This window comes from Paraglaciecola sp. MB-3u-78 (assembly GCF_002835935.1).
Classification (GTDB): domain Bacteria; phylum Pseudomonadota; class Gammaproteobacteria; order Enterobacterales; family Alteromonadaceae; genus Paraglaciecola.
The window spans coordinates 41,908-66,235 of sequence record NZ_PJCF01000006.1; the positions used below are offsets into that span (position 1 = coordinate 41,908).

At 41.1% G+C, this 24,328-nt stretch carries 26 protein-coding genes; 10 read left to right on the forward strand and 16 right to left on the reverse strand.

The window, feature by feature from the left end; translation table 11 throughout:
* The first annotated feature begins 2 nt into the window (after window positions 1–2).
* Both CXF95_RS14315 and CXF95_RS14320 read left to right on the forward strand, forming a co-directional pair.
* The gene (locus CXF95_RS14315; RefSeq protein ID WP_101199344.1) at window positions 3–1,253 is read left to right on the forward strand and encodes a glutamate-5-semialdehyde dehydrogenase; all 1,251 of its coding nucleotides are present in this window, start codon (window positions 3–5) and stop codon (window positions 1,251–1,253) included.
* 3 nt (window positions 1,254–1,256) lie between these two features.
* Window positions 1,257–1,730, forward strand: coding sequence for an HAD family hydrolase (locus CXF95_RS14320; RefSeq protein WP_101199345.1), 474 nt, complete (start codon window positions 1,257–1,259; stop codon window positions 1,728–1,730).
* A 134-nt stretch (window positions 1,731–1,864) separates the two neighbouring features.
* Here the strand turns inward: CXF95_RS14320 and CXF95_RS14325 are convergent, their stop codons facing one another.
* Both CXF95_RS14325 and CXF95_RS31485 read right to left on the reverse strand, forming a co-directional pair.
* Window positions 1,865–2,554, reverse strand: coding sequence for a VIT family protein (locus CXF95_RS14325; protein ID WP_101199346.1), 690 nt, complete (start codon window positions 2,552–2,554; stop codon window positions 1,865–1,867).
* Between the two features lie 269 nt (window positions 2,555–2,823).
* Window positions 2,824–3,042 carry an AraC family transcriptional regulator gene (locus CXF95_RS31485; protein ID WP_369809322.1) on the reverse strand — a complete coding sequence of 73 codons (219 nt, stop codon included), beginning with the start codon at window positions 3,040–3,042 and terminating at the stop codon, window positions 2,824–2,826.
* Between the two features lie 208 nt (window positions 3,043–3,250).
* Between CXF95_RS31485 and CXF95_RS14335 the strand changes: the two genes are divergently transcribed.
* A complete protein-coding gene (locus CXF95_RS14335; protein ID WP_101199348.1) occupies window positions 3,251–3,658 on the forward strand; it encodes a GFA family protein in 408 nt (135 codons plus the stop codon).
* Window positions 3,659–3,682: 24 nt separating this feature from the next.
* Here CXF95_RS14335 and CXF95_RS14340 read toward each other — a convergent pair whose 3' ends face one another.
* Both CXF95_RS14340 and CXF95_RS14350 read right to left on the reverse strand, forming a co-directional pair.
* Window positions 3,683–5,146, reverse strand: a complete 1,464-nt coding sequence (locus CXF95_RS14340) for a M20 family peptidase (RefSeq protein ID WP_101199349.1) — start codon at window positions 5,144–5,146, stop codon at window positions 3,683–3,685.
* A 418-nt stretch (window positions 5,147–5,564) separates the two neighbouring features.
* The gene (locus CXF95_RS14350) at window positions 5,565–6,203 is read right to left on the reverse strand and encodes an ERCC4 domain-containing protein (protein ID WP_198556595.1); all 639 of its coding nucleotides are present in this window, start codon (window positions 6,201–6,203) and stop codon (window positions 5,565–5,567) included.
* Window positions 6,204–6,549: 346 nt separating this feature from the next.
* Here CXF95_RS14350 and CXF95_RS14355 point away from each other — a divergent pair, with 346 nt between their 5' ends.
* Together CXF95_RS14355 and CXF95_RS14360 are read left to right on the forward strand one after the other, a co-directional pair.
* The gene (locus CXF95_RS14355) at window positions 6,550–8,109 is read left to right on the forward strand and encodes a Fic family protein (RefSeq protein WP_101199351.1); all 1,560 of its coding nucleotides are present in this window, start codon (window positions 6,550–6,552) and stop codon (window positions 8,107–8,109) included.
* Between the two features lie 577 nt (window positions 8,110–8,686).
* Window positions 8,687–9,643: a S9 family peptidase gene (locus CXF95_RS14360; protein ID WP_157828153.1), complete on the forward strand. Its 957-nt coding sequence runs from the start codon at window positions 8,687–8,689 to the stop codon at window positions 9,641–9,643.
* Window positions 9,644–10,017: 374 nt separating this feature from the next.
* On the opposite strand, the gene CXF95_RS14365 is transcribed toward CXF95_RS14360, so the two are convergent.
* On the reverse strand, window positions 10,018–10,296 hold the full coding sequence (locus CXF95_RS14365; protein ID WP_101199353.1) for a hypothetical protein: 279 nt from the start codon (window positions 10,294–10,296) through the stop codon (window positions 10,018–10,020).
* A gap of 176 nt (window positions 10,297–10,472) precedes the next feature.
* Between CXF95_RS14365 and CXF95_RS14370 the strand changes: the two genes are divergently transcribed.
* Window positions 10,473–10,970 (forward strand): RNA polymerase sigma factor, encoded by a 498-nt coding sequence (locus CXF95_RS14370; protein WP_101199354.1) that lies wholly within the window; start codon window positions 10,473–10,475, stop codon window positions 10,968–10,970.
* On the forward strand, window positions 10,963–11,556 hold the full coding sequence (locus CXF95_RS14375) for a hypothetical protein (protein ID WP_101199355.1): 594 nt from the start codon (window positions 10,963–10,965) through the stop codon (window positions 11,554–11,556). The genes CXF95_RS14370 and CXF95_RS14375 overlap by 8 nt, the downstream gene beginning before the upstream one ends.
* 82 nt (window positions 11,557–11,638) lie before the next feature.
* Here the strand turns inward: CXF95_RS14375 and CXF95_RS14380 are convergent, their stop codons facing one another.
* The 8 genes from CXF95_RS14380 to CXF95_RS14415 form a co-directional block, all read right to left on the reverse strand.
* Window positions 11,639–11,821, reverse strand: a complete 183-nt coding sequence (locus CXF95_RS14380) for a hypothetical protein (protein ID WP_101199356.1) — start codon at window positions 11,819–11,821, stop codon at window positions 11,639–11,641.
* Window positions 11,822–11,870: 49 nt separating this feature from the next.
* A complete protein-coding gene (ureG, locus tag CXF95_RS14385) occupies window positions 11,871–12,488 on the reverse strand; it encodes an urease accessory protein UreG (protein WP_101199357.1) in 618 nt (205 codons plus the stop codon).
* Between the two features lie 44 nt (window positions 12,489–12,532).
* A complete protein-coding gene (locus tag CXF95_RS14390) occupies window positions 12,533–13,273 on the reverse strand; it encodes an urease accessory protein UreF (protein ID WP_101199358.1) in 741 nt (246 codons plus the stop codon).
* Window positions 13,227–13,688: an urease accessory protein UreE gene (gene ureE / locus CXF95_RS14395; RefSeq protein WP_101199359.1), complete on the reverse strand. Its 462-nt coding sequence runs from the start codon at window positions 13,686–13,688 to the stop codon at window positions 13,227–13,229. Before ureE ends, CXF95_RS14390 begins: the two co-directional genes overlap by 47 nt.
* A 162-nt stretch (window positions 13,689–13,850) precedes the next feature.
* Window positions 13,851–15,554 carry an urease subunit alpha gene (ureC, locus tag CXF95_RS14400; RefSeq protein WP_101199360.1) on the reverse strand — a complete coding sequence of 568 codons (1,704 nt, stop codon included), beginning with the start codon at window positions 15,552–15,554 and terminating at the stop codon, window positions 13,851–13,853.
* Window positions 15,555–15,556: 2 nt separating this feature from the next.
* Window positions 15,557–15,862, reverse strand: coding sequence for an urease subunit beta (locus tag CXF95_RS14405; RefSeq protein WP_101199361.1), 306 nt, complete (start codon window positions 15,860–15,862; stop codon window positions 15,557–15,559).
* 38 nt (window positions 15,863–15,900) lie between these two features.
* Window positions 15,901–16,203 (reverse strand): urease subunit gamma, encoded by a 303-nt coding sequence (gene ureA, locus CXF95_RS14410; protein WP_101199362.1) that lies wholly within the window; start codon window positions 16,201–16,203, stop codon window positions 15,901–15,903.
* 44 nt (window positions 16,204–16,247) lie between these two features.
* On the reverse strand, window positions 16,248–17,138 hold the full coding sequence (locus tag CXF95_RS14415) for an urease accessory protein UreD (RefSeq protein WP_101199363.1): 891 nt from the start codon (window positions 17,136–17,138) through the stop codon (window positions 16,248–16,250).
* Between the two features lie 675 nt (window positions 17,139–17,813).
* Between CXF95_RS14415 and can the strand changes: the two genes are divergently transcribed.
* The 3 genes from can (at window position 17,814) to CXF95_RS14430 (ending at window position 20,279) form a co-directional block, all read left to right on the forward strand.
* Window positions 17,814–18,404: a carbonate dehydratase gene (gene can, locus CXF95_RS14420; RefSeq protein WP_101199364.1), complete on the forward strand. Its 591-nt coding sequence runs from the start codon at window positions 17,814–17,816 to the stop codon at window positions 18,402–18,404.
* A 10-nt stretch (window positions 18,405–18,414) separates the two neighbouring features.
* Window positions 18,415–18,891 carry a histidine phosphatase family protein gene (locus tag CXF95_RS14425; protein ID WP_101199365.1) on the forward strand — a complete coding sequence of 159 codons (477 nt, stop codon included), beginning with the start codon at window positions 18,415–18,417 and terminating at the stop codon, window positions 18,889–18,891.
* A 155-nt stretch (window positions 18,892–19,046) separates the two neighbouring features.
* On the forward strand, window positions 19,047–20,279 hold the full coding sequence (locus tag CXF95_RS14430; RefSeq protein ID WP_101200066.1) for a multidrug effflux MFS transporter: 1,233 nt from the start codon (window positions 19,047–19,049) through the stop codon (window positions 20,277–20,279).
* A 196-nt stretch (window positions 20,280–20,475) separates the two neighbouring features.
* Here the strand turns inward: CXF95_RS14430 and CXF95_RS14435 are convergent, their stop codons facing one another.
* The 3 genes from CXF95_RS14435 to ilvC form a co-directional block, all read right to left on the reverse strand.
* On the reverse strand, window positions 20,476–20,802 hold the full coding sequence (locus CXF95_RS14435; protein ID WP_101199366.1) for a hypothetical protein: 327 nt from the start codon (window positions 20,800–20,802) through the stop codon (window positions 20,476–20,478).
* Between the two features lie 212 nt (window positions 20,803–21,014).
* Window positions 21,015–22,454 carry an IS66 family transposase gene (locus CXF95_RS14440; protein WP_101197042.1) on the reverse strand — a complete coding sequence of 480 codons (1,440 nt, stop codon included), beginning with the start codon at window positions 22,452–22,454 and terminating at the stop codon, window positions 21,015–21,017.
* A gap of 303 nt (window positions 22,455–22,757) precedes the next feature.
* Window positions 22,758–24,242 carry a ketol-acid reductoisomerase gene (ilvC, locus tag CXF95_RS14445; protein WP_101199367.1) on the reverse strand — a complete coding sequence of 495 codons (1,485 nt, stop codon included), beginning with the start codon at window positions 24,240–24,242 and terminating at the stop codon, window positions 22,758–22,760.
* Between the last annotated feature and the right edge of the window lie 86 nt (window positions 24,243–24,328).

Consider the following 24,328-nt stretch of genomic DNA (forward strand, 5'->3'; position numbering starts at 1 on the left):
ACATGAGTTTCTCAATTGCCGACGCGGCACTAAAAGCCAAAAAGGCAGCTCGTCAAGTCGCTAATTTAACAGCGCAGCAAAAAAATCAGTTATTAGCGGATATCGCCGCAGCACTTTTAGCAAATACCGATAACATCTTGACTGCCAATATTAAGGACCTAAACGCAGCTAAAGAAAACAACTTAGACGCTGCCATGCTGGACCGGTTAGCCCTTGACCCTGAGCGTATTCAAAGCATTGCAGATGCGGTGATTGAGATAGCAGCTCAAGCTGATCCGGTAGGCAATATTGCTAATATCCAACGTATGCCAAGTGGTATTCAAGTTGGCAAAATGCGTATCCCATTAGGTGTTATAGCGATGATTTATGAATCGCGCCCTAACGTAACCATAGATGCCGCCGCTTTATGTTTAAAAGCGGGTAATGCTGTTATTTTACGTGGTGGTAAAGAAGCGATACATTCAAATTTAGCCTTAGCCACATGTATTGAAATTGCCTTGGCCAAACAGCAACTTGACCCTGCCGCAGTGGTAGTTGTGCCTGATACAGATCGTGGGGTTATGAATGAGTTGATGTCACTCGACGAATCTATTGATTTAATTATTCCCAGAGGCGGTGAAGGGCTAATTCGTTTTGTATGCGAAAATAGCCGTATCCCGGTTATCCAGCATTACAAAGGGGTGTGCCATTTATATGTAGACAGCGCAGCTGACGAAGTTAAGGCGTTGAATATACTTAAAAACGGTAAAACCCAGCGCACCGGCGTATGTAATTCTTTAGAAACATTATTAGTACACCAAGATGTTGCTGCGACATTTTTACCTAAAGCAGCAGCGTTATTAGCTGAGTACAACACTGTTATTCATGCTTGTGAAAACAGCATCGAATATTTTAGCGGCGCACAAATAGCGACCGAAGAAGATTGGCACGCAGAATACTTAGCGATGGAAATAGCCGTTAAAGTAGTTGCTGATTTTGAGAAAGCAATTGAACATATTGAAGAATATAGTTCAGGCCATACAGAAGTGATTGTCAGCCAAGATTATTCTAAAACCCAAGCCTTTATTCGCCGAGTCAATTCCGCAGTCGTCATGGCCAATGCTTCATCTCGTTTCTCTGACGGTGGCCAGTTAGGATTAGGCGCGGAAATTGGTATTTCCACCAGCAAACTCCATGCATACGGGCCTATGGGCGCAGAATCTCTTACCACAGAAAAATTTATTGTGATGGGCGACGGTGAAGTGCGTGCTTAGTTTATGGAGGTAAATACGCAACACTACTTGTTTGATTTGGGAGACACCTTAATGGTTGATTTGCCCAATCAAACTGGACCTATGTGTGATTGGCCTGAGGTGCAAGTAGTAGATGGGGCTTTGGATTGTCTAAAGCGCCTTTCACTAAACGCTGAGTGTCATTTAGCGACAAACGCCGCAGAGTCTAGCGAAGCGCAAATTTGGTTAGCTTTAAAAAGAGCGGGGTTATGTGACTATATTGGTCATGTTTTTTGTCGTGAAAATCTCGGTGTGGGCAAGACATACATTAACTATTACCCTCAAATAGTCAATAAGTTAGCTGTTAGCTCAGAGCAGGTTACTATGGTTGGTGATTCTTTAGAACGTGATGTTTTACCTGCTTTAAAAAGTGGCCTAAAGGGTATTTGGTTTAACCCTAAGAAAATTTTTACAGACTTAAACATTGATTCAGTCGATCAGCTAATAACTGTTCGCTGATTATTGGGTGAGTCCTATAATTCTGGCATCGGAAAAATTTATTGTGATGGTGGTCGCCGAAGTATGTACCTAACTAGGGAGCAGTTAACCCATTACTTTTGATATCGAGTAACGGGTATTGCCTTGCAGGACGTCTATATACTTACGTCAAACAGACTACCCACTCCCATTGATACCGCCATGGCTAAACTTCCCCATAACAGAACTCGTATAGCGCCTTTGGTTTTAGAGGCACCGCCTGCGTGAGCTGATATGCAACCTAATACAACAAGGGATAAGAGTGAAATACAGATAACTGCGGGTATTAAGGCTGTCTGACTCACCAACAATATCATCAATAATGGCAATGAAGAGCCTGCTGAGAAAGACAGTGCAGAATATATTGCGGCCTGTAAAGGGTTGCCTTGGGATAAGTCGGTTATTCCTAGTTCGTCTCTAGCGTGGCTACCTATGGCATCTTTTTCCATTAATTGTACAGCAACTTGTTTGGCTAATGGTAACTCGACACCTCTTTCGTGGTAGATGTTCGCTAGCTCTTCTACTTCTAATGCCCAGTTATTTTGAATATGGTCTTTTTCTAACGCCAGTTCCGCTTTTTCAATATCGGTTTGAGAACTCACTGATACATATTCACCAGCGGCCATCGACATTGCACCAGCCACTAATCCGGCCATACCAACGGTGAATAAGTTATCGCCGGCTGCCTGGGAGGCGGCTACGGCAATAATTAAGCTCGCCGTAGACACTATGCCGTCGTTGGCACCTAATACTACGGCTCGTATCCAACTTATACGCTCCGATTTGTGTTCATGGTTGTATTCCACTGTGCTCCTTAAACTGCAACATATGTTTTAGGGTGTCATGTTTTAAAAAAGTGATGACCAAGAGCATGCTAAGGCATGCAGGGCAATTAAATCGTAGTCGACTGAACCCATGCAACCAAACCGAAACAACAGCAAAGTTGTTTGCATTATCATCTAGTCTGAATTGTGCGCTTTATCATACTTTGACTCGCTACTTTCTGCTTGCATATTATTCCAATATTCAATGATAAGAGTGAATGATGTTGAGGACATCCTTCACTGTGATTTGGTCATTGATACTGTGGCGTTATTTCAACATTTTTTGGATAAAAAGAGGTTCTCATAAAAATATAAATATTGTTAGATCGACTATGAAAATGTGTATTCTTTGCATATTGCTTAGGTGTAACACCCAGACATTCATTAAAATTTCTAATCAGATGTGATTGATCTGCATAGTCCAAATTTGTTGCCAATTCAGCTAACGTAAACTCCTGACTCTCTAACATCTCTAAAGCATGATAAGGCACTTCTGGTTACCTGACATTAAGGCATTTAGGCCGATTTGTTGATGGTGTTGCGAGTCGTCAATTTGTGGTGATCCAAAGCTCAATTGAGGATAAGCTAATTGGCGCAAAGGGTGACTTTACTTCAGGTGAAAATGGGTAGGCTCATTTCACTGTCGATCTAATCCAATAGACACAATTAGGAGAATATATGAGCGACAAAATTAGCGGTAGTTGCCTTTGTGGCGCGGTCACTTATGAAGTACAGAATGACTTTAAACGTTTCTATTTTTGTCATTGTGGACAATGTCAAAAAATTACTGGATCGGCTCATGCGTCTAATTTAATGACTGAGCCTGACGCCATAAAATGGACGGCAGGCGAAGCACATAAAAAACAATTCAACTATCCAGACCGTGATTTTACCGTGGTGTTTTGCACTGAATGTGGTTCAGGCCTGCCTTTTGTGACTAAAAGTGGCAAAGCCTTGATTGTGCCGGCAGGCAGTTTAGATGCTCAGCCAAACATTCAACCCAATAATAATATTTTTTGGGCTGAACGAGCTAGTTGGTATGACGATGGGAAACTTGCTAACAAGTGCGAAGGGTTTCCGAGTTAACTCGAATTTAGCTTATTTTGTGGCTTAGATACCACTGGCGGTTTGTTCTAACATCGCATAATAAAATTGGATGGCGTTGAGATAGTCTTTAACAGTGATTTGCTCATTCAGCCCGTGAAATTGTTTTAGTGTGTCCGGGTTGAGTGAGACCATCATAAAGCGATAAATATTATCTGAAAGCGCCTGAAAATGTCTTGAATCGGTTGCCCCTAATACCAGGTAGGGAGTCACAAGCACATTGTCATTCAAACGTCTGATTGAGCTTTCAATTAACTTAAATCCAATATTATCGGTAGGTGATACTGCTGATGCTTCGTTGGCTAGTTCTGTGGAAAGTGTCACCCTAGGGTCGTCAATCACTCGTTCAAGGTGAGCTTGAATACTAGCAACGGTATCACCTGGTAAAATTCTAAAATTGACTACCGCAGTGGCAATAGTGGGTAGTACGTTTGACTTAGTGCTGCCTTGTAACATAGTGACTGCTGTTGTAGTGCGTGCGCTGGCTGCTGAGCTGGGGCTTTTAAGCAGTTTGTTGAGTACTAATGGTTCAAATAACCATAAGTTAGCCAAAGGTAAACGTTGGGATAACGGCATCGAATAACCAATGTTATCGAACATTAAATCAAAAAATTCTAGTCTTGCATCAAACGGGTTGTTTTCTACATTCACTATGGCACTGGCTAAAATTCCCGCTGCAGTATGTGCTGGTGGTTGCGATGAATGTCCACCCTCAGCTTTCACGCTAAGCCTAAAATTCACAAAGCCTTTTTCGGCCACTCCAATTAGGGCTATGGGTTGAGTTGTACCGGGAATAATACCGTCGGTAATCACGCCCCCTTCGTCTAATATAAATTCAAACTGGATACCTTGCTCAACAAAATATTTGGCTATCGCTTTTGCACCTGCGCCGCCGGCCTCTTCATCGTGACCAAAGGCAAAATAGATATCTCTTTGTGGTATGTTATTGTTTGCTAAAAACCACTCTAGGGATTCCATTAGTGCCAGCACACTGACCTTATCGTCAATTGCACCTCTTCCCCAAATCACGCCGTCTAATACGTTGCCGCTAAATGGTGATTGGTGCCATTGGTCTTTAGTTTGTTCATCAACCGGAACCACATCCATATGCCCCATAAAAAGTGCGGGTTTGAGTTGCGAGCTTTGCCCTTTTAGAAGGTAAACCATGCTGTAATCATTGAACTTGGTGAGCTTTGTTTGTGCATGTACTAATGGAAAAGACTGGGATAAATGTTGGTGAAAAGCTTGAAATGCTGAGTGATCAAGCTTGCTGGATTCGTCATAGGAAATGGTGGGAATTTGTAGGGCTTGACTAAACCTGTCTATTGCTGCGGTTTCATCTAATGTAATAGGTGTTAGAGGCTCTGTGACCTGATACTGACTATTTTCAAAAACAGTGGTCGCTCGAAAAATCACAATAACCAATAACACAACCACAATGGCAGCGAGGGATAGCAGAATTTTTTTCATAAATGAGTCACTTCTAGAGTATTACTGGGTAAACTTGTCACTAGTATAACCTTTCACCAAGAGTAATAAACCGTTGTCTAACCCCGTTCTGTTTTCTGTGGTGGTGCTTATTTGGGGTTTAACCTAGCTGGCTATTACCTATCAGTTTGGTGAAGTGGACCCTACACTTTCGGTTGCGTATCGCAATTTTTAATTGCCGCGACAATTCTATTTACCTACTGCAAAATAAGAAAATTATCCTTGAAGCTGCCTCGACACATCCATATTAAAATGGCATAGGTGGGCCTGTGTTTATACACCCTTGATTACACGCTTTTATATCAAAGCCAACAACGTCTACTGTTTGCTTCCCAAAAAGATCTTTTTATGAAAACTAAAAAGCGTAATGTTGACGGCGGTAAGCGACATTAATTTGGGTTTATCTAGTTAATAATTGAATGATGTTTTTGGCCTTTTTATTACCAATACCTTCTACTTCCTGTAGTTGTGCTTCAGTTGCTAACATCACAGTCCGCACGCTACCAAAATGCAACAATAGTGCTTTTGCTAAAATGGGACCAACGTTAGGTAGTCCTTGCAATATAAAAGACTGTTGTTTCTTAAACGATTTAGGACGATAGCCATGACGCCTTAGTTGTTTTTTCTCAGTGCGGGATTTTTGTTGCGATGCATAAAGCATTGTATTGACGGTTTCAATATTGTCTTTAGTGCGTAAAATGCAAATACCATATGTCAGACTGACGCAAGCCAATGCGCCTAATACAGCACGTCTATCCATCTTTGTATTTTGAATATCACTACCTAGGCCTTCGATAATGAGTAGAGATTGATAAGGCGACTGACATATTTTTTCGGCTTGTTGAAATAAACGACCATCAATAATGGAGACTAGTAAATCGTTGATTTTCTTACGTTCAATAATTAGCCAGTTATCAACAAGATAATCGCCATAAATCAAACGTTTTATATCGAGAATAACTTTGGGATGATTTTGTAGTAAGCTCAAAATCCCGCTGTTACTTTCCCTATCATCTGCTTGGATGTGTAGAATATTCATTTCATAGCCTTTCCCTAGCATATCAAAGTTAGTTTAGTTCATCCTTTATTGAGCAACTACAAAAATGCGCATTTACTACTGCTCAGTGATCCGATAAAAAGACAATAATAGAAGAGACTGAATTATTTAGAAACATAGTTAAGCCCTAACAAAATCATCGTAAGTAAGTGAAAATCTAAAGTTCACCTCAAAAAATAAAAATATAAGTATTTTATTTGATTTGTAAGTGTAAATTCAATATTGTAAGTATTTTATAGGAAATGAATGTTTCTTGATGGGATAAATACATATTTGAGTACTTTATGCAAAAAGTATTGAATAATTCACTGAATAAGTAAAGTTTAATATGACACCACTTGGCTACACCTACTTAAATCAACACTACAATTTATTACTACCAAAGCTAGATGTTGAAGTATATCAAGACCCACAAGCCGATACTGAAAAGTTGATCTCCTATGGCGCGTCAAAAAGAAAAATTATACCGGGTTCGCGTAAACAAGCAGAAACGTCGTATGAACATATGGTATCAGCGATCAAATATCAGGGCATTCGACTTCATTTTTTTGCCGCTATTTTTCAGAAAGTAGATGTAAAAGCATTAACTGCTTTTATCGCCGATAAGCCAAACTCAAAATACAACAGAGTTATATGGTATTTATACGAATGGTTAACCGAAAAAAAGCTCGATCTTCATGATTTAACCAAAGGTAATTATATTCAACTTTTTGAAGATGAATTTTATTACACGTTAACTAACGGCGATAAAGACAAACGTACTCGTGTTGTTAATAATGCTATCGGCACAAAAGATTTCTGCCCTACCATCCGAAAAACGAAAGAAGTAAAAGCATTAGAAAATATAAACGTTTATCAAACAGCATATGCTGAGATGCAAAAAGTTGGCGACCCGCTTACCGCCGATGTATTAGGTCGTTCGATAAATTATCTATATACAAAAGAAACAAAATCATCAAATGAGATTGAACGTGAAACGCCAGATAAACACAAAATGAAGCGTTTTTTAAATGCCATTAAAAATGTCGGTTTGTTTGAATTAACAAAAGAAAAACTCATTGATTTACAAAATAAAATAGTAGAAGAAAATAAACGAACTAATGACTATCGAGCAGATGAAATCTATGTAGGTAGCACTATACATCGCTTAGGAGGAATAGACGAAGACATACATTATATTGGTGCACTTGCCAAGCATGTCCCTAGTATGATGCAAGGTTTGCTAAAAACTCATGAACGGCTAATGATAGATTCAGCGGTACCAGCATTAATACATGCAACAGTTATATCATTTGGTGAAGTATATATACATCCACTGGAGGATGGTAATGGTCGAATTCACCGTTACTTAATTCATGATGTGATGAAGCAAAGAGAACCTGAACATAAATTTATAATCCCAATTTCAGCAGCTATATTGAAAAATCAAAAGCAGTACGATGCGGTTCTTGAAACAATTTCACGCCCTACCTTAGCAATGCTGGATTGGGAGCTTGATAGCGAAAATAGTAATAAATTAATCGTGTACAACGATATTGACTACATGTACCGGTACCCTGATTACACAGCACACGTGAAATTTGTATACGACATGATGAACAAAGCTATTTCTAATGAATTAGTAGAAGAGATCGGTTTGCTCGTAGTCTTTGACGCTATCAAAGGTGCTATCAATGATCTAACAGACATACCAAATAACATGTTAGACAAAATAACCTCTATTCTCATAAATGGCGGTGGCAAAGTTTCAAAAGCTAAGCAAAAGTTAGTGCTATCTCATATCGATCAAGAAAAGCTGGTTTTGATTGAACAACTATCCGTTAATTTAATCCAAGCAATGAAAGAAAGAATCAATATAGACGTACAGCTATTAATGAAAAAGGAGTGATCAAAATCGAATTTATGGGGATGTTGGCTTCGTTTGAGTTGACGTTTAATATGACAGTCGGCATCGGTTTTTAGCATAAAAATGCTGCTCGATGGCAATGCTATTCACCTAATTATTAGGAAAATTTAGCAGGTCGTTTGCACTTGCTCCCAGCAATGACAAACTCATTTAACATCCATGTTAAATGCCCTCCTAAATTCACCTAATAATTGGCAAACCTAGAGTCGAGGGTAGAGCAACGGCATCGGCTTTGCCGATTAAGCGTTTTAGGTTGCGTTACTGCGAATTAACGAGCGTGCCCTTTTAATTCTCTCTTGCTGTAATAAAGTGTAATATTTTTCGCACCAATTTTCAGTTAAGATTTTAAATTGTATTTTAACTAAGTGATTTAGGCGGTTGTAACTATCCATGTCGCATTTGAGCGGTAGCCGTGAGGAACGCATTCTGATTTGAGAGAGCGATTTTGATGAGACCTCAAATGAGCTTAAACCGCAGAATTTTGAAATTTTAGTAATTAACCAGTCAACCATGATATTTTGATGAAAAATTAAACGCACGGATTCATGGTATTAACAAGGTGTTAAAAGGTAGCTCAATCGCTATACAAGATTATACGCCAGACTGGTCTAATATTATTTTATATATTGATGGCGCAGGAAGTTCTGGGCAGTATCTTCGTTATCAAAATGGGCAATTAAGTTTACTTGCTCATGCTCGTCCTCACATTAAACCTGAGCAAGTTAGCGAAGTACAAGAAACAACGTATGAAGCGCGTGATGGTTTAAATATCCCGACATTGTTAACACTGCCAAACGATAAGGCATTAGTGAACCTCCCTGCCATAGTAATGCCTCATGGTGGGCCTGAATCATACGATACCATTGGTTTTGATTGGTTAGCTCAATATTTTTCTAGTCAAGGTTATTTAGTTATTCAGCCGCAATTTAGAGGTTCAAAAGGTTTTGGCACTGATCATTTACTTAAAGGGCGTGGTGAATGGGGTCGCAAGATGCAAGATGACCTAACTGATGCTGTCAATATGCTAGTTAAAGAAGGAAAGGTTGACTCTAAACGTGTTTGTATAGTTGGCGCGAGTTATGGTGGTTATGCAGCACTTGCTGGCGCAGCATTTACACCTGATATTTACCGATGTATTGTGTCAATTAATGGTGTTGCTGATATTCCTCGTATGTTGGAAGGTGACAGACGAAGATATGGCAGGGATCACTGGGTAGTATCGTATTGGGATAAAGTTATCTCAAACGGGAAGTTAGATGAAGATCACCTTGAAAAAATTTCACCGATAAATGCAGTGCAGAACATTAAGGCACCTGTTCTGTTAATTCACGGCGAACGCGATTTAGTGGTACCATTTCATCAATCAGAAGATATGTTTGATGAAATGAAAGATGCAGATAAACAAGTGACTTTTGTTGAGTTAGAAGATGGAAATCATCATTTAAGTAACCCTAAGAATCGTGCTAAAGCATTAGAGGCTCTTGATAAATTTTTGAAAAAAACATATATGACTTAATTAATCAAATTTACTAAGCCACCCAGTGAGCCGAGATAAATCGGAAGAAGATCGGAGGTGCAAGTCCTCGAATCCAGAATTTGCGGGATCAGAGACGCTGATATATCGAATCGCGAACGTCCCCTTGATGACACAAAGGCGACAGTCGGCTTAGAGCGATCAACGCTCAGTCAACAATTTCAAGACATCGTGCGCTGTCAGTAACGACGACTTCTACTGCAAGTTTACTGAGTTATCCGACAGTTAAAGGGTTGGAGTTGAACTACAGTCCTTGTTCCAATTACAAACTTTTGTCAATCAACGTCACTGACCCCATCGATTGCAGTTGCTATAGGTAAACTGCCATTGCCTTTTAGCAAACGAGAACCAAAAGCTTAAAGTTGATTAAGCTTTTGGTTCAACTCATAACTGGGCTCTGTGACAATTTTTTCCAGTACTTGGACTCTTTCAGTCAATTGTTGAATAAGCAGATCTTTATCATCCAGACTTTCGGTCGCTTTTTGTGTTTGGTCGTGCGTTTGGGTAAAAGGATTACTGCAACGGCCATTTATCCAGGCTGCTAATTGCCAGTTATTTTTGTGATCTAACCAACAAACTGTCAAAGAAATCACAGCGACAATCGATAATATAAGAGTAATTTTGAGTGGGTCCACAGGTTTCTCCTGAGTAGTTGAGTTGCAGAAAATGCACTATTTGCACTTGCCTTTAATTCAGTAGTCTTGCGTAACAAAAATTTATTACATAATATTTGTAATAAATTTATTAAGCTAAAGACTATGTTATAAAACCTATGATTTTAATTGTCTGTTGTTAGGGAATATTGAGCCACTTGAGTAAGGATTTTAGCCACGTTTTAAAAGAACATGCCGCCTTATTAGGCCGCGTGGCTGCGACCTATGAAGCAAATTTTCATTTGCGCCAAGAGTTGTTGCAGGAGATTTCTTTGGCGGTGTGGCAGGCTTTAGAAAAGTTCAAAGGTGACAGCAGTGTTAAGACTTACGTATTACGCGTCGCTCACAATAAGGCGATTACTCATGTGGCTTATCATGCCAAGCAGCCTCGTAACGACTCTTATTGTGAAGTAGAAACACCGCAGCCAAGTCAGCAGCCGAGCTCTGATGTGCAAATAGCTCAACAACAGCAGATTCAAACCATGCTTAAAGAAATTAGGAAAATGCCCATACAAACGCGCCAAGTAGTCACCATGTCGATGGAAGGATTGAGTTACAGCGAAATAGCTGAAGCTTGCGGTATAAGTAGCTCCAACGCTGGGGTGATTCTTAACAGAGCGAGAAAAGTATTGATGGAGAGCATTCAGCATGTCTGATATCCAAGACCCACTTAGCCAACTTTGGCAGGGGCAAACAGCAGAGCAACCAGATATAAATGCTATTACTAAAAAGTGGCGCTGGACTAAGGTAAAGCAGCGTTTGTATGTGTGTCTTGATGTGCTGAGCGTGGTCATTCCCTTTGTATTGATATGGCAGTACATGGATGAGTTAGATATCGTGACTAAACGGATTGTTCTGGCAATTTTATTATTATCTATACCTTTTGTTGTATATCTGACTTGGTTAAGAAGGTTTTCTCTTGGGTGGTCTAGCGAATCAACCGAAAAATATATTCAACAATTGCAAAAACAACTCGCTAATAACAGCCAAATTGCCTTTATGACTAAACACTCAATTTGGCCGGTATTAGTGCTGATTGGTATTCAATACTTTGCTCTGTTTTATTACGATGTATTCCCTATAGAAAAACTCATACGTAAAGCGGTTATTTCAACATGTATTGTTGCCGTGGCGTTTATTGCCATTTGGATTTGGGCTGATAAACGTCAAAAACGCTTCGATAAAGAACTTCTTGAACTAAACAACTTACTTGATGGCACTATTACTAATCACCATAAGTGATTGGTAATAGATCTGACGGTTTACAATAGCCGTTATGTGTTCTCTCAAAAAGAGAATCCCAACACAACCAGATTCCCCAAAGTTATCTTTTTTTGCTGCTATTTCTCGCCTTAAACCAAGCAAACCCTTTATACGCGACTAGGGCACATAAGCTCCAAAAAACGATGTGATAGGCAAAATGTACACTTTCACCAAGGGCGTGATCTTCGTGAGCCATAGCGCTGCTAGTGACGATAAGACATATCAATGTGAATAAGTATTTCATGGAGGTTCCTTAATTAGTTAATTTTCAATTGGGTTAATCAAGACTGTTGTTAGATCTGCAACATGCCTTCCTTTTCAATAAACTGGATGATGTCGTCTAAGCCTTGTTTGGTTTTCATATTACTGAACACAAAGGGTTTGTCGCCACGCATTTTTTTTGCGTCTCGAGCCATAACTTCTAACGACGCGCCGACCAAATCAGCCACATCGATTTTGTTGATGATCAGTAAGTCTGACTTAGTAATACCTGGGCCTCCCTTGCGAGGGATTTTATCGCCAGCCGACACATCAATTACATATAGGGTTAAGTCTGATAGTTCAGGGCTAAAAGTGGCGCTTAGGTTATCACCGCCGCTTTCAATCAGTACAAAGTCTAAATTGGGGTGACGTTCTTGTAAGTCATCAATGGCCGCTAAGTTCATCGAGGCATCTTCGCGAATGGCTGTGTGAGGACAGCCACCGGTTTCTACGCCTAAAATGCGGTCAGCTGCTAATGCTCCATGGCGGGTTAAAAACTCGGCGTCTTCACGGGTATAAATATCGTTGGTGACCACTGCCATATCGTATTTGTCTCTGAGTGCAAGGCATATCATACGTAATAATGCTGTTTTGCCTGAACCCACTGGGCCACCTACCCCGATACGTAAAATTTGTTTGTTTTTTGTCATAATTCACTTCTTCTTAAATAAAATTTATTGTTTACGTTCTTCGCTTAAGACCGAAACAAACGTGTGTATTGGGTTTCGTGCCAAGCGCTGGCCATAGCTAAGCGCGGTAAGCTGGCACCAATATTTTCATCATTTATTTGATTGGCCAGTACGATGGCTTGATCAACTTGTTCCGTTAACTCAAACAACAAGTTTTGCCCTTGTGTTTGGCCTAGAGGCACTAATTTAGTCGCCGCAGCAACTTGGTTGTCGATGTAAGCCCAGCAATAACCACTTTGCATCTCACTTAATTCAAGCCCAAACAGATAGGCACTCAAAGCAAAAGCACTCACAAAACTGATGTGTTTTTCTCTGATTAACTGCACATAGTGCTGGCTATCAATGCCTTGTATGTCTTTAAGCAAACGCATCAATGCTTTGCCCATAGCTACATCGGCTAAATATAATTCGTTACTTTCACGGCAGGCTAGAGCGTGTTGGTTCCATTTATGAAAATTAGCAAAATCATCTTCTAACAAGGCTTTTTGCAGCCGGTTTAACAACACTAAGTCTGTATGCGCAATCGACTGATTTAAGTTGAAACTGATCCACTCTTTGGTGGATGTTGGGTTATTTACCCAGCCCATTTCCACCGCATACTCCAAACCTTGAGAAAACGAAAACCCCCCTACCGGTAAATTGGCACTGCATAATTGCAATAACCGATTGAGCTTTAAGGGGCTTTGCTTAGTCGTGTTTTCATTCATGGGAATGGGAATGACTGTGGCCATGATTTTGTCTTCCATATGCGCCGTTTTCTGGCTCAAATACCGCCGCTGTCCGATCAATAGATAAACCGAAGTTTTTAGCTAGTTCTTCTAAAACATGATCGGGTTTAAAGCGCACCCACAGCTCTCCAATTTGCAAAGAGGTGTGGCGATTGCCTAAGTGATAACAAATACGGCTGAAGTCCATCCAGTCTATGGCGATAGCGGTAGAAACCTCCTCGGCTTGGCCTTTTACTTCAATCAGTAAACCACACTCGGTTTTTAAAACCTCACCCACCAACAGCGGATGTCCCCGTTGCATAAAAATACCCAAGTCTTGTCCTTGGTCAGTCGTGATTTTTATCCGTGCCTTTTTACGGGTATCATGATCCAAAGTCACTGAATCATCAATGGGCTCATGACTATGAGAAAGGCGTTCAAATGCTTGTAACATATTTTAATTAATTCCTAACTTTTTTAATTTCTAATGCATTGTGCGAAATAGAACGCTTTTAGGCAAAGCTGTCGAGTTTTTCTGGTGAGGAGTATATAAGTAATATGTGACTCTCTAAAAAAACGAAAACAATGCAGCATAAGAACGTTCTATGCAGCATAACTAAAATAAACAGTAGCGCTGGGCTAATGGCAATACAGTAGCCGGTTCACAAGTGAGTAATTCGCCATTGGCACGCACTTCATAGGTTTGTGCATCCACTTCAATATCGGGTTGCCAGTTGTTGTGGATCATATCGTCCTTGCCGATGTTTCGGGTATTTTTGCACACGCCAACCATCCGTGTCATGCCTACTTGTTCTGGTACGCCTAGGTCGATAGAAACCTTAGACATAAAGGTCATCGATATTTTAGCCGAGGCTAAACCATATGATCCAAACATAGGGCGATAATAAACCGGTTGAGGTGTGGGAATAGATGCATTGGCATCACCCATTGGTGCGGCGGCAATAAAGCCCGACTTGATGATCATCGCCGGTTTAATACCAAAAAAGGCCGGTTTCCATAATACTAAATCAGCCAGTTTACCAACTTCAATCGAGCCCACTTCATGGCTAATGCCGTGGCTGATGGCAGGGTTGATAGTGTACTTGGCTATATAACGCTTGATCCTGAAATTATCATTCCGTTCAGTATCTGGGGCTAAAGGCCCTCTTTGTTGCTTCATTTTGTGGGCGGTTTGCCAAGTGCGGGTGATCATCTCGCCTACCCGGCCCATGGCTTGTGAGTCAGAGGCAATCATGCTGATGGCGCCTAAATCATGCATGATGTCTTCGGCTGCGATGCTTTCTTTACGAATACGCGAATCGGCAAAAGCGATATCTTCAGGAATAGAAGGGTCTAAATGGTGGCATACCATCAACATATCCAAATGTTCATCAATGGTATTGATGGTATACGGGCGAGTGGGATTAGTAGACGAAGGTAATACATTTGGCTCACCGCAAGCACGAATAATATCTGGAGAATGCCCACCACCTGCGCCTTCTGTGTGATAAGTGTGAATGGTGCGGCCTTTAAACGCGCCTATAGTGTCTTCCACAAAACCCGATTCATTCAAGGTGTCGGTATGAATGGCGATTTGCACATCGTATCTTTCAGCCACCGATAGGCAGTTATCAATAGCTGCGGGTGTGGTGCCCCAATCTTCATGGAGTTTTAAACCACATACACCGGCTTCGATTTGTTCTTCTAATGCCAAAGGTAAACTAGCATTGCCTTTACCTAAAAAACCAAAGTTCATGGGGAAATCGTTAGTGGCTTGCAACATTTTGTGAATATTCCAAGGACCTGGCGTACAAGTCGTGGCATTAGTACCTGTTGCAGGACCAGTACCGCCGCCTATCATAGTAGTGACACCCGACATCAAGGCTTCGTCTATCTGTTGCGGACAAATAAAATGAATGTGAGCGTCAATGCCACCTGCCGTTAATATTTGACCTTCACCGGCAATGATTTCAGTACCAGGGCCGATTTCGATATCAATGTTATCTTGAATATCGGGGTTACCTGCTTTGCCTATTATGGCTATACGGCCATCTTTGATGCCAACGTCCGCTTTGACTATGCCCCAGTGGTCGACAATCAACGCATTGGTGATCACCAAATCGGGTGTTTCTTTACATGAAGCCTGGCTTTGACCCATACCGTCACGGATAACTTTGCCACCGCCAAATTTGACTTCTTCGCCATAAGTCGTCGCGTCTTGTTCTACTTCGAGCCATAAATCGGTATCAGCTAAGCGCACTCGGTCGCCCACTGTGGGGCCAAACATATGGGCGTAAGCGTGTTTATCTATACTGGCCATTTTTATAATTCTCCTTGCACTAAGGCTCTAAATCCATACACCCGGCGTTTTCCAGCAAAAGGCACTAAAGTGACTTCACGTTGTTGGCCCGGCTCAAAACGTACCGCTGTACCCGACGTGATGTCGAGGCGATAACCTTTGCACTTTTCACGATCAAAGGTCAGTGCAGCGTTGGTTTCATAAAAATGATAATGGGAGCCCACCTGAATCGGTCTGTCGCCTGAGTTGGCAACGGTTATCTTACGTTTTTCGCGACCCACATTGAGTATATGTTCGCCTGAGTCAGTTTTGATTTCGCCTAGGATCATTTTATGGGCTCTCTATTTTTTTGTTTCTTAAGCATTCTTTAAATAATCGGATTATGCACTGTGACTAATTTAGTGCCATCGGGGAAAGTAGCCTCAACTTGCACATCTGTGATCAGTTCTGCAATCCCTTCCATGACCTGATCACGGGTTAACAATGTGCGGCCATAATCCATCATTTCTGCCACGGTTCTGCCATCCCTTGCGCCTTCCATAATTTCCATGGAAATATAAGCCATGGCTTCTGGGTAGTTAAGCTTGACCCCACGTTTTAGGCGGCGTTCAGCTAATAACGCAGCAGTAAACAACAGCAGTTTGTCTTTTTCTCTTGGTAATAAATCCATATTAATCTCTACATTTGTGACTTGGGCTCAATAAAACTGAACCTCTAGGTAAACCAAATTCTGGGCTGTACACCTTGTTTTTCCATATACAAAGGGCGCACTAGTTTCCACAGTTCAATAAATAAAGTTTTGCATTGATGGGCTTGCTGTCCCAAATAACGCATCACTAATAGTTGCCGAATATCCGTAATACTGATCAACGAGCTGGCGGAATGTTTCTCAATAACGTCTCTAAGCTGTGCAATCAATTGTGTTCTTTGTTCATGGCTCACTTGTTTTTCAGAAGCATAAGCTAAAAATGTGCCAAACACTGTATTTCCAGCCAAACCAGCGGCGTGTTGTTGAATATTACTACTGGGTTCAATTAATACTTTGTCATGATAAATTAATATATCATCTCGATATAACGTGTTGAGCTGAGTAAAACGACCATGGGAAAAGTCTTCAGATGAACTGGGCAAACCCAAACAGGTCATATCCCAGCCACAATACACACTGTTTTTATTGAGTCTGACCTCCACATTATTCACCCCATTGGCGCGGTTATACACTATGGTCTCGAGGGGGAAATGTTCACACTTCCCATTGGCATCTAAGCTAATTTGAGTGATTTGAGTTTGTTTAGGATCGCCAATGGATAAATCAGTGCGAGCCCGATAAAAGCGGTTTGCACCCGGTGTTGTGACTAGCGTATGGGCGTTTTGCTGTACATCAATACTCACATGAAGTTCATCGCCAGACACTATGCCTGCTGGTGGATGTAACAAATACAAATGTGCACAATCTCTGCCTTCTGGATAAAAGGCTTTTTGAATGGTCAAAGGTCCACAGCGTTTGGTTTTAGTCAGTTGGGTACCATATGCTGAATGGCCCAACTGCAACTCTAAGCTGGCAAACCACTGACTTTTTACTATGTCTAATGCCGCTACTGTCATCTGTTACCTAAGGTAAAGTGCCTATATTAAAAGTATACATTGTGTTAAATCGTTAAATACTCACCGACTAACTCATCCTTTAGCCCTATCATCGGGCCGGACGATATGACTTATCCACAACGGAGAATGTATATTTATTAGTCTTGTTGCTCATCTACATAAACAGAGATAACATCAACTTTGCTACAGAACCCCATTCCTATCGATTCCAATAAAAAAATTGTTTGAAACAGGGTCAACCACTACAGAGGCAAGTCCTCCCCCCCTATTTATTTTGTTGGTCAATACCATCAAAACTCTAACTTTGAAACTGATTACTATGCAGTAGTGATTCAACAAACACCCTCTTAATCGTTGCTTAATCTTAAGCACTATTCTTATTTTTTTATATTTTAGTTTGTATTGAAGAGAATAATGGTTTTGCAAGATCGTTGCCAATTGCTTACCACTGAGTAGAGGTGGTATACAATTGGCTGCAGCTATGGATTGTTGTGGTTAGCCTTAAAAGTTAATCGGAGACGCGTTTAAAAAGCGTTGCACTATAATGGTTCAATTGCTTTCATTTGGCTCATCTACTGAATATGCATTAGATTTTTAAAATTCTGACATTTATTGAAGTTAGCCTTGCTGCTACCTTTAGTTTCTCTATACTGCGCTGCAACAATGTGAGGGTTCATGAGCGACATTACACAACTTCTTGAAAACAATAGGCAATGGTCTGAAGATCAGAGAAATTCCGACCCTGAGTTCTTTAATAAATTGTCAGAGCGTCAGAAACCTGAATATTTATGGATAGGATGCTCTGATAGCCGCGTACCGGCGAATCAAATTGTGGGGTTAATCCCCGGTGATATTTTTGTGCATCGGAATGTGGCTAATTTAGTAGTACATACCGATTTTAACTGTTTGTCTGTGCTGCAATATGCGGTTGATGTACTCAAAGTGAAACATGTGATTATATGTGGCCATTATGGTTGTGGTGGAATTGAAGCCGCGCTTAAAGAAGAGCCACTTGGACTAATCGATAATTGGTTAGGGCATATTAAAGATATTGTGTATAAACATAGGGAAGAACTTTTAAATTTAAATGAACATGAAAAATCTGCTCGGCTTTGTGAGCTTAATGTGCTCGAACAGGCGGATAACGTCAAACGTAGCAGCATCGTAAAAGAGGCGCTCAAGCGTGGCCAGCCATTGCAGGTACACAGTTGGATATATAGTTTACGCAATGGGCGTTTGAAAGATTTGTCTGAGGTGACAGAATAGGAGCGAGCTCATGAGCAAGTATTTTCTAGGGCTGTGCCTTTTAGCCATATCTACATTTTGCCTTGCAGAACCACAAACATGGTATTTTGTGCGCCATTTCGAAAAGCAGTTGGGTGATAATCCAAGTTTGACTGAAGCAGGTAAAGCTAGGGCAGAAGCACTCGCCGCGTTTTTTTCTGATAAATCACTTAGTTCCGTTTATTCGACTGACTACAATCGGACCCTAGAAACAGCGACTCCCGTTGCAGAGCTAAAAAAGGTAGAAATACAATCTTACGATCCTCGGAATTTAGCTGGATTCGCCATTCAGCTGAAAATCCAAGATCATGTTTTAGTCGTCGGTCACAGCAATACCACGCCTGAGTTATTGGCTTTAATGGGCGGTGCGAGTGTCACTATTGCAGAGTCTGAATATGGCACACTCTATGTGCTTAAAAGTAATGATTCGATCCTCAGTAATAAGCGTTTCCATATTCCCCTAAAATAGTCATGGGGCTTTCAAGGCACTGGATTTGTTTTTAAAAACACACTTAGAAAAGTCGTTGTTTTTATAAGCACCTACTTAAAGAGTTCGCTAAAAATTCTAAGCACTACCTTGCGGCAGTGCTAGACTCCGCAGCCTTAATTTTCACTGGCTTTACCATGTCATCCAATCACAATTCATCTCCTAGTAACACAAATAGCATAACAAAGGCCAATATTGGCTTAGTTGAGTTTGTGACGCTAATGGCAATGATGACGTCTTTGGTCGCTTTGAGTATAGATGCAGTCTTGCCTGCATTATCTCAAATTGGTGCCGACTTAAACATTACAGACTCTAGACAAACCCACTTAATTGTGTCGCTATTTTTTATCGGTATGGCTTGTGGACAGCTGTATTATGGGCCTTTGTCTGATAGTAAGGGCAGACGTTACGCCATTATTTCTGGTTTAATTATTTTTGCTGTTGGGTCCCTAATTTGTATCTATGCAGAGTCGCTAGAAGTGATGTTGGTTGGCCGTGTTATTCAAGCCTTTGGTGTCTCAGGGCCAAGAATTGCGACCTTAGCAGTGATCCGAGACAAGTATGAAGGTGAAGCCATGGCTAGGGTCATGTCTTTTATTATGATGGTGTTTATCTTAGTGCCTATGCTGGCACCTATTTTTGGTCAAACCATCTTATTTTGGTTCTCATGGCAGCATATTTTTTCATCATTTTTGATTTATGGCTCATTGATAGGTTTATGGTTTTTTATTCGCCAGCCAGAAACATTGCCTAAAGAAAAGCGTCTGCCTTTTAGTTGGTCGCAATTATGGATTTCAAGTAAGTTTATCCTGACGCATAAATCAGTGATGTTCTATACACTTTCGTCTGGCACGATCTTTGGTTCGTTTTTGGCCTATATCAGCTCTTCTCAAACGCTGTTTCAACATATTTATGATACGGGGGAGTTGTTTCCCATGTATTTTGCTATGTTGGCATTTTCCATTGGGCTGGCATCTTTTATTAATGGCACGTTAGTGATGCGCTTGGGTATGCGTAAATTATGCACTTGGGCGATGTTAGGGTGGTTGCTTTTCTCTACAGTGTTGACGGTTTTATGCTTACTTTCTGATGGCGTTCCGCCTTTGTGGCAATTTGTTTCTGTATTGTTTTGTGCGTTCTTTTGTATTGGCATTTTGTTTGGCAACATTAATGCTATGGCTATGCAACCTTTGGGGGCAATGGCCGGTTTAGGTGCGGCTATTATCGGCTCTATCAGTAGTATGATTTCGGTACCTACTGCGGTTTTTGTAGGCAGTTTTATTGACTCTTCCATCACGCCAGTGGCAGTAGGTTTTTTAGGATTTGGTAGTGTGTCGTTTGTATTATATTGGAACGCAAATAAACCTTAGTCTTGCTTACCTAGTTTTACATTCATAGGTTGTTCATCTTTTATTCAGTAAAATTTAGTTATGATGCAACTGAGTCTGTAGTTTGATTCTTATTCAATCCTTTCTGTTTGATTTTTGTTCAATTTTGAGCGCTGTGTATATGTTGTACCAAGTTTGGTGTATACATAGCGCTTTTTTATATCCTGCGGTTGCCCAACTATTTTACTAAACGTATATTGGGTTGTTGGTTTTCCGAAATGTCTATATGTTTTGATGTTCGAAAGCCATTTTTAATTCTGTCATAACTAATGCCCTTCATCCCCATTGTCTGACAAAACTTGTAAATGGTCATAAAGTCATTTTTGCTGAGTTCTTCGTCTTTGACCGATAAATGAGAGTCTATGTGCATCTGCTCTCCACTGGCAGTCAGTTGTGCGATGGCTGAGTAGGGGTCGCCATAGTTTTTTGATTTTATTGCTCTAACCATCTTAACTTCAAAAAACCAATCATCCATTTTGGCAATACGTGTTATTGATTTATTCATGCTTAATCCTGTTGTTCGTCTATTGGAATGAATGACAGTGTTGTTGATGCGGCGTTTTATTGTCTGAGTGGTTTTAGCAAGTCATAGGCCAAGTCTGCCAGGTCTCTAAAATCAAGGGATCGCTACTTTTTTTTAGCTTGAAGTGTCTGTATTTGGCTACATAGAGGGGAGGTATTGCTGAAACATACTGATAAGAGTTTGATTTTTGGTAACTATTCAGGTCGCGCAGATGAAAAGATGTCAGGAAGCCTGCCCTTGAACAATAGTCGCAACGCCTCACTTGCTGAAACATCTTGCTTGCGACAACTGGATATGTAACTGCGAAGCAAACAAAACATATCCGCACCGTTTTGACTTCTGAAACATCCCGATATTTTTTGATGTACTTTTGTCATTCGAATATCGTTTTCCCCTTGATTGTTAGTAAAGGGGACATCTTTTATTTCGATAAATCTAAGCGCATCATTTTCAAATTCTCTGAGCCGTTCAAGCAAGGCGCGCGCTTTGGTTCGTTTTAAACGACCCCGTTGTCCTGCTGGTCGGTCCTCCTCATTTGGTGGCGGACACTCCTTATCACCCTCAAAGAGTATTTCACGGTACTGTTCTCTGGCGACGCGGGCAGACTCTGGCGTTAACTTACCGTCATTATCCTTCACGTCCTGACAAAGCTTGGTCAGCAGTGCACGCATTTCATTGGCCCATTTCTGCTTGTCTTGCTCCCACGCTCTTTCCAATTCTCTCAAATGATGGGCATTGCACAGAGAATGTTCACATAGGATATATTTGTAGTAAGGTTTCCAGTGGTCATGGCACAGAATGCCCGTAAAGCATGGCAGTATCTCGGCCGCATCCATGGCCTCTTTCCCACGTTTATCGTGGGCATGGAAATACGTCCAGGTAAGTGATGAGGCACAATGTAACCAACGCCGCTTGCCGTTAATGTTGACGCCTGTTTCATCAACATGCAGCACGGGTGATGCTCGTAGTGCGGCTTTGATCCGATCCGCGGCACCTGTTTGCTCAATTAAATCTGACGCTTTTTGATTGAAGTTAAACAAGGTTCCCGCACTGATCGGAATATTGAGTTGATCGGAAAAATACTCTTCAATACGTTTATAAGGCAGCAATTGATATTGTGACAGGTAAACCGCGTGCGCTTTAATGCCATCGCCATATTGGATAGCACTGTTAACACCTTGTGGAAACTCAGCTGTGAATTTCTTGCCTGTTTCGTTGAGCAGTATTTGCGCTCTGTATTCGGTGACCATGCGTGATATTTCTATGTCAACCACTTGACGACACTGGACGCCAGCATCACGATACTTCCCAGGAGGCAATAGCGCCCTGTTTACGGGAATATCCTTGACTACATCGGGCTCTTCGAACGGGCTCAGCGTTTTACCCTCCCGCCCTTTCTGGCCGCCGGCCGGATTGTCAGATTTAGTCCTTGAATTCTTCTTTCTATCAAAATCTGTGGAGGGTGGTTTACTGCTGTTTTGGCTATTTAGTCCTAATCGATTAGCAAGCAAAGACACAACCAGCATGATCAATTCAATTGCCGCTCTTAAGGCCGGCGAAATTGATTTATCCTCTGTAAGCAACTTTTTTGTTGAATCGATCACACTGTCGATTTCAATGCCGTCAATCTTCATTGGTTAATAACTAAAGTGATATTAAGGCAAGTCTGACATCCTAGCGGGATCAGTCAATACGATCGCTGGGATCGTCAAAATATATTTTCATGAGGCTGAATAGTTACGATTTTTGTTGCTTTTCTAGTCATATCCCAATGAAGTCTAATGAATTGCGGCTGTTAGGTTGTCTTCCATCACAGACACCCACAAAAAACCTTAAATTAAATACAAAAAAGCCCAGCCAAATTGGCTGGGCAAGAGGGCTTTTATCAAGCACCTTACGACAGAAATCGTTTCAATATTTTTTTTTCAAAAAGGTAATTAAGCTGTTTCGACTATGGCTTTCATATCTGTCATATAACCGCGCAGCTTAGCGCCTATGGTTTCTACACCGTGCTCTCTTATGGTTTTATTGATATCTACCAGCTTTTTGTTATCAACACTGTTAGAAGCGGTTGTGTACGCCTTACCGATAAGGTCAGTGCCAATGCTAGGCATCAGCTTTTCTGCTAATAAAGGAATAGCTGCATTAGCGAATAAGTAGTTACCGTATTCAGCTGTATCAGAAATAACGACGTTCATTTCATACAAACGCTTGCGAGCGATAGTGTTCGAGATAAGCGGCGTTTCATGCAATGACTCGTAGTAGGCTGATTCTGGTAAAATACCTGCTTCAACCATCACATCAAAGGCTAATTCAACGCCTGATTTTATCATGGCAACTAAAAAGACACCGTGGTCAAAATATTCTTGTTCGTCAATTAGACCTTCGAATACGGGTGCATTTTCAAAACCACTTTGGCCAGTTTCTTCACGCCACTTAAACAAATTCGCATCGCCATTTGCCCAGTCTTCCATCATAGTGCGAGAAAATTCACCACTGATGATATCGTCTTGATGTTTGCCAAAAAGAGGGCGTAATAATTCAGTTAACTGCTCAGACAATTCAAAGGCTTTCACTTTGGCCGGGTTAGACAACCTATCCATCATATTGGTGACCCCACCAATTTTTAATGCTTCGGTGATCGTTTCTAAACCGTCCTGGATTAATTTACCTGCGTAGCCTGCATCAATGCCATTAGCAATCATTTTTTCATAACCTAATACCGCGGCGACTTGCTGCATACCACATAAAATAGTTTGCTCACCCATCAGGTCAGATTTTACTTCCGCAACAAAAGAAGACTCGAGTACACCGGCGCGATCGCCGCCTGTAGCCGATGCTAATGCTTTAGCGATATCCCAGCCTTGAGCTTGAGGATCGTTTTCTGGATGTACGGCAATAAGAGTAGGGACGCCGAATCCACGTTTGTATTCTTCACGTACTTCCGTGCCAGGACATTTAGGTGCACACATAACAACCGTAATATCAGAACGAATTTGCTGACCTTCTTCAACAATGTTGAAGCCGTGAGAGTAGCCAAGGGTTGCACCTTTTTGCATAAGAGGCATAACAGCCTCTACTACACTTGAGTGTTGCTTGTCTGGAGTCAGGTTATAAACCAAATCCGCGGTCGGGATAAGCTCTTTGTAAGTACCCACTATAAAGCCATTACCATCTGCGCGTTGGAATGAATCACGCTTTTCGTCAATTGCAGCTTGGCGCAATGCATAGGATATGTTTAAGCCTGAGTCACGCATGTTCAAACCTTGGTTTAAACCTTGTGCACCACAGCCAACGATGACAATTTTTTTGCCTTTAAGAAAATCACAACCAGTAGAAAACTCTGCACGTTGCATAAAACGACAACGACCAATTTGGTCCAATTGCTGACGTAAAGATAATGTATTGAAATAATTTGCCATGTTTAAAATCCTCTTCATTTTTCGGTGCAAGTTAGTGATCCACTTGCGATAACCGGATAATAGAGGTAAATCAATGTTGTTTAAAA